This window comes from Leisingera daeponensis (assembly GCF_019801465.1).
Classification (GTDB): Bacteria; Pseudomonadota; Alphaproteobacteria; order Rhodobacterales; family Rhodobacteraceae; genus Leisingera; species Leisingera daeponensis_A.
In genome coordinates this window covers 1-12,328 of the sequence record NZ_JAHVJA010000017.1, presented here as the reverse complement: position 1 = coordinate 12,328, position 12,328 = coordinate 1, and the positions used below count along the sequence as shown (strand labels likewise).

Annotated in this window: 11 protein-coding genes and 1 pseudogene; 3 read left to right on the top strand and 9 right to left on the bottom strand. The window is 62.4% G+C overall.

Going from position 1 to position 12,328, the window contains the following annotated elements; genetic code table 11:
* Positions 1-33 precede the first annotated feature (33 nt).
* From KUV26_RS21555 to KUV26_RS21535, 5 genes are all read right to left on the bottom strand, one after another.
* A complete protein-coding gene (locus KUV26_RS21555) occupies positions 34-957 on the bottom strand; it encodes an ABC transporter ATP-binding protein (RefSeq protein ID WP_222509954.1) in 924 nt (307 codons plus the stop codon).
* Complete coding sequence (locus KUV26_RS21550; RefSeq protein ID WP_222509953.1) at positions 954-1,934, bottom strand: ABC transporter ATP-binding protein; 981 nt, start codon at positions 1,932-1,934, stop codon at positions 954-956. The genes KUV26_RS21555 and KUV26_RS21550 overlap by 4 nt, the downstream gene beginning before the upstream one ends.
* Positions 1,931-2,788 (bottom strand): ABC transporter permease, encoded by an 858-nt coding sequence (locus tag KUV26_RS21545; protein ID WP_222509952.1) that lies wholly within the window; start codon positions 2,786-2,788, stop codon positions 1,931-1,933. The genes KUV26_RS21550 and KUV26_RS21545 overlap by 4 nt, the downstream gene beginning before the upstream one ends.
* A gap of 14 nt (positions 2,789-2,802) precedes the next feature.
* Positions 2,803-3,741, bottom strand: coding sequence for an ABC transporter permease (locus KUV26_RS21540; RefSeq protein WP_222509951.1), 939 nt, complete (start codon positions 3,739-3,741; stop codon positions 2,803-2,805).
* A 112-nt stretch (positions 3,742-3,853) separates the two neighbouring features.
* Positions 3,854-5,416 carry an ABC transporter substrate-binding protein gene (locus KUV26_RS21535; protein ID WP_222509950.1) on the bottom strand — a complete coding sequence of 521 codons (1,563 nt, stop codon included), beginning with the start codon at positions 5,414-5,416 and terminating at the stop codon, positions 3,854-3,856.
* Positions 5,417-5,427: 11 nt separating this feature from the next.
* Between KUV26_RS21535 and KUV26_RS21530 the strand changes: the two genes are divergently transcribed.
* Positions 5,428-6,438, top strand: a complete 1,011-nt coding sequence (locus KUV26_RS21530; protein ID WP_261400054.1) for a helix-turn-helix domain-containing protein — start codon at positions 5,428-5,430, stop codon at positions 6,436-6,438.
* A 94-nt stretch (positions 6,439-6,532) separates the two neighbouring features.
* Here the strand turns inward: KUV26_RS21530 and KUV26_RS21525 are convergent, their stop codons facing one another.
* From KUV26_RS21525 to KUV26_RS21515, 3 genes are all read right to left on the bottom strand, one after another.
* Complete coding sequence (locus KUV26_RS21525; RefSeq protein ID WP_222509949.1) at positions 6,533-8,224, bottom strand: Na/Pi cotransporter family protein; 1,692 nt, start codon at positions 8,222-8,224, stop codon at positions 6,533-6,535.
* Positions 8,225-8,228: 4 nt separating this feature from the next.
* Complete coding sequence (locus tag KUV26_RS21520; RefSeq protein WP_222509948.1) at positions 8,229-9,065, bottom strand: inositol monophosphatase family protein; 837 nt, start codon at positions 9,063-9,065, stop codon at positions 8,229-8,231.
* Positions 9,066-9,192: 127 nt separating this feature from the next.
* On the bottom strand, positions 9,193-9,990 hold the full coding sequence (locus tag KUV26_RS21515) for a helix-turn-helix transcriptional regulator (RefSeq protein WP_261400053.1): 798 nt from the start codon (positions 9,988-9,990) through the stop codon (positions 9,193-9,195).
* 84 nt (positions 9,991-10,074) lie between these two features.
* Here KUV26_RS21515 and speB point away from each other — a divergent pair, with 84 nt between their 5' ends.
* Positions 10,075-11,061 carry an agmatinase gene (gene speB / locus KUV26_RS21510; RefSeq protein ID WP_261400052.1) on the top strand — a complete coding sequence of 329 codons (987 nt, stop codon included), beginning with the start codon at positions 10,075-10,077 and terminating at the stop codon, positions 11,059-11,061.
* Between the two features lie 47 nt (positions 11,062-11,108).
* On the opposite strand, the gene KUV26_RS21505 is transcribed toward speB, so the two are convergent.
* Positions 11,109-11,780 (bottom strand): TetR family transcriptional regulator C-terminal domain-containing protein, encoded by a 672-nt coding sequence (locus KUV26_RS21505; protein WP_222509947.1) that lies wholly within the window; start codon positions 11,778-11,780, stop codon positions 11,109-11,111.
* Positions 11,781-12,020: 240 nt separating this feature from the next.
* Here KUV26_RS21505 and KUV26_RS21500 point away from each other — a divergent pair.
* A pseudogene (locus KUV26_RS21500) lies at positions 12,021-12,328 on the top strand (ABC transporter permease); the annotation flags it as partial.

Here is a 12,328-nt window from a genome sequence, read left to right as displayed (position 1 = left end):
TTCGGATGTTTAGGGGTTTCAGGCAGAGGGCCGTCAGCTCAAGGGCGCCAGGCAGCGCAACCCGTGGCCGTTTGCGACCTCCCATTGCGGGGTTTGAATGCAGATCTCCTGCGCGAATGGGCAGCGCTCGCGGAACTCGCAGCCTTTGGGGCGGCGCAGCAGGCTGGGCGGTTCGCCTTTCAGGGCGATGCGTTCCAGCCGGGCGTCGGGATCGGGTTCCGGGTTCGCCGACAACAGGCAGCGGGTATAGGGATGGCGCGGCTCCTTGAAGATCGCCTCGGTGGTGCCTTCCTCGACCAGGCGGCCCAGGTACATGATGCCCATCCGGTCGGCCACGTGGCGCACGACGTTCAGGTTGTGGGTGATGATCACCATCGCCAGCCCCAGCCGTTCGCGCAGGTCGTTCATCAGGTTCAGAAGCTCCCCCTGCACCGACACGTCGAGGCCCGCGGTGGGCTCATCCGCCAGGATCAGCTTCGGCTCCAGTGCCAGCGCCCGGGCCACGCCCACCCGCCGCGCTTGACCGCCCGACAGTTGATACGGGTAGCGGTCGGCGAAATGCGCAGGCAGGTTCACCATCTCCAGAAGGCGTTTGGCCTCGGCATCCAGATCGCGCTCCTTCATACCCTGGATGCGGTAGGGTTCGGTGATCAGGCTGCGGATCGTCAGGCGCGGCGACAGGCTGCCGACAGGATCCTGGAACATCATTGCGATGTCTTTGCGCAGCGGGCGCAGCTCGCGTTCCGAGGCACCGCGGATCTCCCGGCCTTCGAATTTGACCGAGCCTTCCTGCGCCGGGGCCAGCCCTGCGATTGCGCGGATCACCGTGGTCTTGCCGGAGCCGCTCTCACCCACCAGCGCATAGGTCTCGCCCTGCTCCACGGTGAAGCTGACACCGGCCAGCACGTTGACCGGGCCGTAGCTGGTTTTCAGGTCTTTCACATCCAGCAGGCTCATTCTGCGGCCTCCTTGTGGTTCAGCCAGCAGGCGGCTTGGTGGCCGTCTTTCAGTTGTTCGAGTGGCGGCACCTCAGCCGCGCAGCGTGGCATCGCCTGGTCGCAGCGGTCGCGGAAAATGCAGCCGCCGGGCAGGTTGGCCAGATCCGGCACCTCGCCGGGGATCGTTGGCAGCACGCGGGCGCGCTCCTTGATGTGGCCCGGGTCACAGTCGATCAGGCGGCGGGTGTAGGGGTGCTTGGGATCGTGGAAGATCTCGCGCACCTCGCCGCTTTCGACCACGGCGCCCGCATACATCACAACCACCCGGTCGCAGAGTTCGGCAATGACGCCCAGATGGTGCGAGATGAACAGGATGGCGCAGTCAAACTCTTGCTGCAGCTCTTGCAGGCGCTCGATGATCTGCACCTCTAGCGTGGCATCCAGCGCCGTGGTCGGTTCATCCGCGATCAGCAGGTCCGGTTCCGACATCAGCGCCATGGCGATGGCGATGCGCTGGCGCATGCCGCCGGAGAACTCATGCGGGAACTGGTCCAGCCGCGCTTCAGGGTCGGGGATGCCGACCGCACCCAGCATCTGCGCTGCGCGGGCGCGCTTGTCGGCTTTGGACGCCTTGGAGCGGTGCTGGATATCCAGCATCTGCTGGCCGATGGACAGCACCGGGTTGTGGGTTTGCATCGGGTCCTGGAACACGATGGAGATATCGGCACCGCGCAAATCGCGCATCTTGCGTTCGGGCAATTGCAGGAGGTCTTCGCCTCTGAACCGCACCTCTCCCTGCCGGAACCTTGTATTCGGCGCGGTCAGCCGCAAGATCGAGGAGATCAGGGTGGACTTGCCGCAGCCCGACTCGCCGACGATGCCGACAATCTCGCCTTTGCGGACGTCAAAGGAGATATCGCGCAGGGCCTTCAGGTCGCCGCGGGCGGTTTCATAGTCGACGCTGAGGCGGTCGATTTCCAGTAGAGTGTCGGTCATCGCTGTTTCCTCAGTTTCGGGTCAACCACGTCGCGTAAAGACTCGCCCAGGAACGTGAAGCCAAGCGTTGCCAGGATGATCGGCAGCCCGCCGCCCACCACCAGCCAGGGGGTTTGGCGGATCAGCGAGTAGCCGTCTTTCAACAGCGCGCCCCAGCTCGGCGTCGGCGGTTTCACCCCGAGGCCGAGGAAGGACAGCCCCGCCTCCAGCGCGATCACGGTGGGGATGTCCATCGCTGCCAGCACTGCCAGAACGCCAACGATATTGGGCAGCATGTGCACGCCCAGAATGCGCTTCATGCTGGCACCCATGGAGCGTTCGGCCAGGATGAACTCGGAGTTGCGCAAGGTCAGCGTCTGGGTCCGCGCCACCCGGCCATAGGTCGGGATCGAGGTCGCCATCACCACAAACACCACCGTCTGCAGGCTTGGCCCCACCAGCGCGACCACGGCCAGCGCGAACATCACGGTCGGGAAGGAGCGGATGGTGTCAAAGAGCAGCATCAGCAGATTATCGAGCCATTTCGGCCCGTAGCCAGCGATCATGCCCAGCGTCAGGCCAATGGCCATGGCGCCGAAGACAGCCGGCAGGGCAACCTGCAGCGCCACCTGGCCGCCCGCAATCACGCGGGAAAACGTATCGCGGCCCAACTGGTCGGTGCCCAGAAGATGGGTCCATGATGGTCCCTGCAGCCGGTCCTTGATGTTCATGCTAACCGGATCGAAGGGCACGATCCAATAGGCGAAGATTGCGCAGAACACGATGGTGCCGACGATGATCAGACCCATCAGCCCTAGCGGGTCGCGGGCGACGCCGGTGACGATCTGGCCCAGTTCGGAACGGGATTTTGCCATATCTCACACCCTCCTTATGCTGCCGTGCGGGCACGTGGATCGAGCCAGGCGTTGATCAGATCAGCCATCGCGGTGGACACTACAAACAGGCCGGTCGAGATCAGCACCGATCCCATCACGATCGGGTAGTTGCGGGTGGTGATGCTGTCGATCACTAACTTGCCCAGGCCCGGGCGGGCAAAGACGATCTCGGCAAAGACGGCAGAGGACAAAAGGAACCCCATGCCGACGCCGATCACCGTGACCACCGGCAGGATGGCGATGCGCAGCGCATAGACCATCACCACCCGGCGCTCATGGATGCCAAAGGCGCGGGCGGTGCGGATGTGGCTTTCACCCATCACCTCCAGCATTGAGGCGCGCACCAGCCGGGCGATATAGCCGACCCAGCTGAGGCCGATGGCAAAGGCAGGCAGCACCAGGTGGTCGAAGCGGCCCCAGAACCCTTCGCCGGCGCCGATGGCCGGGAACCACTGCAGATGCACCGCAAAGATTAGCAGCGAAAGCAAAGCGACCACAAAGGCAGGCGCGGCGACGAAGCTGACGGAAAGCGCGGCGGCGATACGGTCGATCAGCGTATTGGGATGCGCCGCGGCATAGGCGCCCAGCCCGATGCCCAGAAGCGCCGACCACAGGATCGAGGCAAAGATCAGCGCCAGCGTATGCGGCAGCTGTTCAAAGACTATTGCTGTTACCGACCGGCCCGAGAACACGTCGATTCCCAGATCGCCCTGCATCAGGTTGCCGTAGAAGATCAGCAGCTGTTTCCAGATCGGCTGGTCCAGCGCCAGTTCCGCCGTCAGCCGCGCCTGCAGCTCTGGCGTGGCGCGCGGGCCCAGCATGATCTGGACCGGATCGCCGGGCACGGCGCGGATCATCAGGAACATGACGGTGACCGCCACGATCAGGATCAGCAGTGCCAGCCCGAACCGCCGGGTTGCGTAAAGTAACATGGCCGCATGGCTCCCTTGTAATCGCTGTGCGGTAGAAAGACGGCACGGCTGCGCCGCATACTGCAGCCGTGCCAGGTCAGGCCCGGGGGGAGGACCGGGCCTGCGGGGAGTGTCAGGCCGTGCCGAAGTAGCGCAGCAGTGCCAGTCCGTCGGGCCGCAGTGCCGGCACCACGCCAGCCGAATGGATCACCGGCGTTGCCTCGTGCGTGAGGAACCGGTAGGCGCCGCTTTCTTCCATCAGGTCCTGCGCGCGCCGGTACATCTCATCCCGTTTGGCCAAGTCGGTCAGCTGCGAAGCTTCTGCATGGATCTTGTCGAACTCGTCGTTGCTGAACTGCTCCCAGTTCCAGTGTCCGACCTGCTCAGTTGTGAACCAGGAGGTCGCGTAATACGGGTCCGGGGTCATCGAGTAGCGGTTCAGTACCAGCTGCAGGTCCTCGTTGTCGGCGCTGGCCCAGAAGGCCCCTGATTCAAGCACGTTGACCTCAACCGTGATGCCGATCTGCGCCAGCGTGGCCTGGATCACCTGGGCGGCAGTGGTGAAGGTGGTCTTGTTCAGCGTGTCGAGCTTCAGCGTGACGTTGGTCTCACCGGATTCCGCCAGCAGTTCCGCTGCTTTGGCGAAGTCTGCCTGCGGCGGCACCAGCGATTGCGGACGGTGGCCTGCCAGGCCTGGCGCGATGATACCGGTCGATGGCTCCACGGCACCGAAATAGGCAGCTTCCAGAACCGAAGGCACGTCAATCGCGTGCTGGATCGCTTGGCGCAGCTTCTTGTTCTGGAGCTTGGGGTGGTCCAGGTTCATGCCGAGCCATGCATAATATAGCGAAGGGTATTCAAGCAGAGTGCCGCCGTTGGGCACACCGGCGCGGTAACGCTCGACAGAGCCCAGTGACACGCGGGTGAAATCCAGTTCGCCGGCCTCAAATGCGATTTCTGCAGTGTTTTCGTCATCAATCGGCAGGATTTCGATGGTGTCCCAAGCGGGGGCTTCACCCTTCCAGTCCGGGTTGCGCTTGAGCACGGTCTTTTCCTTGGGGCTCCAGCTGTCGCGCAGATAGGGGCCGGATTCCGCCAGCGGATCGGTGGTTGCTTTGCCGCCCGCGGCCTCCCAGGCATTTTTCGATACGATGTTGCCGGTGATATAGGGCAGCGCGATCGACCACAGCGGCGCAAAGGGCTCTTTCAGCACGATGGTGCCTTCCCGCTCGCCGGTCACTTCGACATGGCTCAGCGGTCCCATATCGGGCTTGTTGGGGCTGTCGGTGGCCTCGTCCACGATCCGTTCAAAGCTGAATTTCACGTCTTCGGCGGTCATCGCGCCAAAGCCGTTGGTGAAGCCGATATCGTCCCGTAGCGCGAATTTGATGTGGGTGTCGTCGCCCTGCTCGATCATCGCGGCGGCGTCCATCTGCCAGTCCCACTCGCGGCCCGGCTTGTACTGGATCAGCTTGTTGTAGATCGCGGCGTGGATTTCTTCGTCGATCACGCCCTTGGAGTATGCCGGGTCAATGCTCTGCATGTCGCCATAAGAGCGCACCCGCACGGTGCCGCCCTCTGCGGCCATGGCCCGGCCGCCCAGGCCTACCGGCAGTGCCGCCGCAGCCCCCAGCGCGGTGGCCCCCTTAAGAAATCCGCGGCGCCCCAGTGCCGTCTTGGTCCATTCGATCTTCATTGTGTCCTCCCTTGGATCAGATCCGCCCGTGCCCCTCCGGCCTTCATAAGCCTGACAGCCCGGCCCTTGGCGGGCCTGTCAACAGGTTTTCGGCTCCCCAAGCCCAGGCGGCTTGTCCTCTAAAAACGCCTGTTTCGCTGATCACGGAACTGTGCAAACATGCGCGAACCAGCGCGGATCGCATCAATACCGCGTCACTTCGCGAAGGAAACCTGGCCGTGTCTGAAAATTTTTCCGAAAACCTGCGCTCGCTGTGCGCCGAACATGGCAGCATTGCCCAGATCTGCCGGGAGGTGGGAATCAACCGCCAGCAGTTCAACCGGTACCTCAACGGCTCCAGCCTGCCCGCGGCCCACAACCTACGCCGGATCGCCCGCTTTTTCGAGATCCCGGAAGCGCGCTTGTTTGCGCCGCAAGCAGAATTCGAGGCCCAGCTCAGAGACGCTGCCAGCACTACGCCAGCAGGGCCTAGTGACAGTTTTCTGGAACCTTTCCGGGCCCAACACCGCAATTTGAAACGTTACCTCGGCTTCTACCATGCCTATTTTCGAACCCCTTCTTGGGGGGAAGGCATCTTCTGCGCGCTGACACGCTTCATCGAAAAGGATGGCTTCATACTGTCACGCAACCTGGAAATTGCCCATGATCCGGAGCAGAGCATCCGGCAGATCTCGCGCTATCAGGGGCTGGTGACACTGCGCGGCAACCGGCTGTTCATCACCGAGCATGAGCGCGCTCATGAAGGCAGTGTAGCGCAGACTATCCTGTTCTCCGCCCATCGGCAGCAGCTGAAGTACCTGCGCGGCATGACCATGGGGGTGGCCTGGCGCCCTTTCCCTCGCCCTTATGCAGCCCGGGCGATCTGGAAGCGGCTGGATGAGAGGGTTTCGGCGCGCGAGGCGATTGCCGCCTGCGGCGTCTATCCGGTGCGCAGCCCGCGGATCGATCCCACTGTGCGGAACTACCTCGAAACCCCTGCCAAGGAAGATATGCCGGATATGCCCGGCAGCGTGCTGCTCTGAACAGCCCCGGTCCACTTGCGCTTCTGCGGAGCGGGAAAGTTTTTTCCGCGGGAGGTCTGAGCGATTTCCTATGCAAGGAGTTTGGGCCGCGCGGTCAGCGGGCGGCGGCTTCGTCCTCATCCCTGCCGGGCATCTCCTCGATCAGCCGGGTCTCCAGCAGCTGTCCGTTCTGGTAGAGCACGGGATAGGCCACTGCGGCGATGTGGCTGTTGAATTCTCGCAGCGCACGCAACGTCTCCAGATGGATGTCAGAGGTCTCGAAACTCTCCTGCGCACCGTTCTGCAACCGCTTCAGGTGGCGCTTGCGGCTGTCATGCTCCATCCGTTTCAGCTCGGTCTTCTCCAGGCTCAACAGCCGCGCACTTTCAAGATCGTCGGAGATCAGTACGTTGGAAGCCAACTGCATGCTTGCCAGGATGGCCTCATGCATTCGGGTGATCTCCAGCCATCCGTCCCTTGAAAAACTCAGGCCCTTCTTGTTCAGCTCCCCTGCCAGCACCGTCAGCCGGCGTGCCACCACATCGCCTGCAGTCTCCAGCCGGATGGCGTACTCCATCAGGCCGCGGGCAGTTTTCAGCTGGGTTTTGCTGAAGGCTTCTTCTGGGATCGCCGCCACATACTGACGGATACCGGAGAGGCAGGCGTTGACCTCATCGTCCATCCGCTGCACGGCCTTGATCTGTTCCCGGCTGCCGCCCTGATACAGCTCCAGCACGGGCCGGAACATGGCTCCGACCTGGTCGGCCATGCGCAGCAGCTCGCGCTTGAGGTTGGCAACCGCCTGCGCAGGTGAGCCATAGCTGCCCTGCTCCAGCGCGCTGACGGGCTTGCCGGGCTGGGCTGCGTCCGGCTGCGGCGGATCGGGGAAGGCCCGTTCAAACACCCCCTGCAGCGGGGTGCAGACCGGCAAGGCCAGTAACAGGAGCGAGGCGTTGAAAGCCAGATGTGCATTCACCAGCATCTGGCCGCCCTGCGGATCGCCGAGCCAGCCCTGGCGCAATGCCAGGTTGGCACCGAACAGGCATATCACCGCCCAGCTCCCGCGCAGGGCGAGGTTGGCATAGGGGATGCGCCGTGCCTGCAGGTCCATACCGCGGCTGAGCCATACCGGGATGAAGGCTGAGCCGAAATTTGCCCCAAGCACCAGCGAAAGGCCCGCGGCAAAGGGGATGGCGCCAATCTGCACCAGTGTCACACACATCAGGATTGCCGCCACCGAGGAATGCATCACAAAGGCCAGCGCCCCCCCGACCAGAAAGGCGGTGATATAGTCGCGCGCCAGGTAGCCTGCGACCGCGGGCAGAAAGGCGCTGTCGCGGATCGGGTCCATTGCCTCACGCAGAAAGCGCAGCGATATAAGGATAAATGCCACCCCCATCAGGATCCGACCGAGCTGCCGCGCCTTTTTGGCCTCGGTCTTGACGAACAGGTAGCCGCCTACGGCCAGCAGCACCGGAACCAGCCAGTCGAGCTCGAACGACAGGATCTGGATGATCAGCGCCGAGCCAAGATCGCCGCCCAGCACGATCGCCAGCCCTGTCGGAAAGGCGAGGTATCCGCTGGCCGCAAAACCCGACGTCAGCAACGCCACCGCTGCCGAGCTTTGCAGCACGATCGCCAGGATCAGTCCCATCATTCCGGCCTGCAGATGGCTTTGCCGTCCGGTCAACAGCCGCTGGAACGAGGCGCCGTAGCTGCGCTCAATCCCCGTCCGCACCATCCGCACCGCATACAGCAGCAGCATTGTCGCGCCTGCAAGGCTGATCAGAAAAGTCAGTATCGCCATGGGTTTATCCCTTGATCAGCGCCAGTAGTTCGGTGTGCAGCCGCGGTGTCGCGGCGGCGGCCACCCGGCCATCCGATTCTAGCCCCAGCGGCTTGCCCTGCCAATCGGTGATTACCCCGCCTGCGGCCTCCACCACCACGGAAACCGGCAGATAATCATAGGGCTGCAGGTCATAGTCAACCACCGCGTCCACATGGCCCGCCGCCAGCAGAGCATGCGGATAACAGTCGTAAGAAAAGCGCCGGGTCTGGCCCGCCCGCATCAGCCGGGCGAACAGGCCGGGGTGGTCGCGGTGGATCTTGTCGCCTTCGTTCACATAGAGGACCGACTGATCCAGCCTGGTCTGACCCGACACATGGATAGGCTTGTCATTCAGCGTTGCCCCTTGACCGCGCAAACCAAGGAAAGTCTCTCCGAGGGTCGGCATTCCGATCACCCCCAGCTGCGGTTGACCGCCTTGCAGAAATCCCAAAAGGAACCCAAATAACGGGTGTCCCGAGAGGAAGGAACGGGTGCCGTCAATCGGGTCGATGATCCAGACATCATCGCGATCCGTGCCCGCAAATCCGTGCTCCTCACCCAGAATTCCATGTCCCGGAAAATTCTGTTCCAGATAGGCACGCACCTCGGCCTCGACGGCTTTGTCGGCCTGGGTGACTGGGCTTTCGTCTTCCTTGAACTCAACACCCAGCCGGCCGCGGAAAAAACCGCGAACAGTTTCCGATGCGAGTTCAGCGATCAGCAAGGCATGGGCGGTGATGTCATCTGTCTGGGGCACGGCTTCGGCCTCCGTCTTGAGGTCTGGTCGGGGCAGCCCGGTGACCGTTTCGCCGTTTAACATTTGCGAAAATGTGGATTTAGTCAACAAGCAACCGTCAAAATGACCGAAAAACGGAAGATTTGACCGAAAACCTGCGAATTTCCAAAGAAATATTGACCCGCTTCGGGGCCCTGCGGGTTGGCGAGCGCTACCCTGCGCCCGCCAGATGCCGTGTGGCCATGGAAAACAACTCTGCCTGCGAAGCGATGCCCAGCTTGGAATAAGCGTGATGGCGGTGAACCTTTACGGTGCCCTCGGCAATCCCAAGATACGCGGCAGCGGAGGGGGTGGAATGCCCTTGCAGGATCAGTTGCACCACCTCGCGCTCCCGCGGGCTGAGGACACCGGTGCCGAAGGTCTGCATCCGGTCCTCCCAGTCTGCCTGCTGGAAACCTTCCGCAGCCGCATCAGCCTTCCCCCATTGGCGCCGGATCGCGGCGGAGATCATTCCGAACACCGCATTCAGCCGCTCGCTGTCTGCGGCCGCAAACCGCTGCTGGCGCGCAAAACGGGCCAGCGACACGATGAACCAGCGCTCTGTCCCGTCCTGAACCAGAATACCGATTTCGTCACTGATACTGATCTTGCGGTAGAAAGCGCGGTAGTATTCGGAGCGGTAGAAAGCCTCGGGTGCCAGTTCCATCAGCCGGTACGCGCCAGGCGTGCAGCCGTTGCGGCAGGCCTGATAGAGAGGGTCCAGCAGATAGGGCCCGCTGGCATAGAACTCCACTGTGATTGCTGCCTGCAGCTCATCCAGATCCTGATAAAGCGGCACCGGCGGCTGCGCGCCGGCATAGTAGGAGATGACCATGGAGTCGAAGTTGCAGCACAGCGACAGGATCTGCCGAAATGCGCCGGGGAACCGCTCCGTCGCGATGGTTTCCGCCAGCGTTGCCATCGCCTTTGCCCAGCCAGCGGGCAGCGGAGAGAAGGGGGTTTCGTCCAATTTTTATACCTAAAGATATATATCTTTGGCCAAGTTTACCGGCATAAGCGCGGAAATCAAACTGGGTCCAAGAAAATTTTCAACATGACGGAGACCCAGGTGACCGATTCTTCCAGCGTAAACCCCGTGCAGGGCGATCTGGCCTTCACCCGCAAAAGCGACCGCGGCGTGGTAGCAGAAGCGAGCTATGCCGGCGCGCTCAGCTTCATGCGCCGCCGCTATGCCCGCGACCTCAGCGGAGTTGACGTGGCGGTGATGGGAGTGCCCTTCGACCTTTCGGTGTCCAGCCGCTCCGGCACGCGGCTTGGGCCGCGGGCGGTGCGCTCCGGCTCCAGCCACATTGCATGGTCCAAACCCTGGCCGTGGGAGGCGGATCCCTATGAGGTCCTGCGGGTCGTTGACTACGGCGATTGCGAGTTTGACTACGGCTACCCGCACAAGGTGCCAGGCGAGATCGCCCGGGCTGCGCGGGAAATTCTGGCGACGGACACAGCACTGCTGTCAATCGGCGGCGATCATTTCATCACTTATCCGCTGCTGCAGGCGCATGTAGAAAAGCACGGGCCGCTGAGTCTGATCCAGTTCGACGCTCATTCCGACACCTGGGCGGATGAGGAAGGCCGCATCGACCATGGCACCATGCTGTGGCACGCCGTCCGCGAAGGGCTGGTGGACCCGGCCCGCTCAGTTCAGGTCGGCATCCGCACCCACAACCCCGACCCGCTGGGCATGAACATCATCGATGCCATCGAGGTCCAGAAAACCGGGCCGGAAGCGGTGGCAAGAAAGATCCGCGGCATCGTCGGAGATCACAAAACTTATGTGACCTTCGACATTGACGCGCTTGAACCGGCCTCTGCTCCCGGCACCGGCACCCCGGTGATCGGCGGCCTCTCGCCATTTCAGGCCCAGGAAATCATCCGCGGACTGGCGGGCACCGATGTCGTGGGCATGGATGTGGTCGAAGTCGCCCCAGCCTATGACATCTCCGAAATAACTGCCATCGCCGCGGCCACTATCGCAAACGATCTGCTCTGCCTATACGCCGCCGGCCCCTCCGGCCAGCGTTGAGGCCACCGGCAAGGCGTCGCATCAAGATGTTTCCAGGAGGCCTAAAATCAGGGGCTGCTATTGCAGCCCCGCTTCCCTTGCTTTGGCCGAATCGCGCCAGCGAGCGAGAAATGCGCCGGGAACATTGCTGCCAGGAAGCGGAAAACGATTCGAGCGGCCTCCTCCCGGTCGAAACGGTCGGGATGCAGTAGAAAGTCGGTCCACATGCCTTCAAGCAGTGCCAGGGTGCCATGGGTGGCATCGCGGGCCGCGCCGGAAGCATCCGGCGTTCCAGCCTCCCGCACGATCCGGGCAAAGGCGTTGTGGATCATGCCCCGCAGCCGTCCGTCGCGGGTGTCTGAGTATTCGGCGATGGCCTTGCGGTTCCTGGCTTCACCGCGGAAAGCATACCAGATGCTGACATTCCGTTGGTTCAGCACGCGTTCGCTTAGGTCGCCGCGCACAATCATTTCAACCCGCTCCTGCGGGCTGTCACCCGCAGTCTGCAAGAGCGTCTCCAGCCCGTCGTAATATGCTTCGGAAGAATGATGCGCCGCCGCCTGAACCAGGTTGTCCTTGCCGCCGAAATGCAGGTGGATCATCCCGCGAGACAAACCCGCGCGCTGGATGATCTCGCTGACGGACGTCTCGGATATCCCCTTTTCTGCCACCGAATCCAGCACCGCGCCAATCAGCGCTTGGCGGTTTTGTTCGCGGTTCTGTTCCCGTTTCCCGGCCATCTGCCTTCAGTGTCCTGATCATTGACGCCGTTGTTGCGCCGTTCACCTGCCCGTCGCAAACAACGTCGGCTGCCCAGTTTAGGCACAGATGCCCGGGTTTCTCCAGATAAAATGGACGTTTGTACATTTATTTTAGAAAGCTGTTGACAGCGCCCCCTATCAGCCCTCAGATTTTGATGGACGCTTGTCCATTTTTGGGGCGGCGAAACTGCACGCAAACCCTGCAAACAACGGAAAGACATGGCCGGATTTCTCAGAACCGAGGCTGGCAAAGGTTATTTGCTCAGTGCTCCTGCGTCGCTTTATGTTGGCGTATTGGTTGCTGCGCCGCTGGGGATACTGGTGGCCTACAGTTTCTGGACGCAGACCTATGTCGAGATTGACCGGACGCTGACCTGGGCGAACTACCTGGAGGCGGCGACCGATCCTCTGGTGCGGCATCTGATGCTGCGCTCGATCGCGATTGCCGGCGCGGTGACCATGGCGACGGTGGCGCTGGCCTATCCGATTGCCTATTTCATCGCCTTCCGCACCCGCAAGAAAACCCT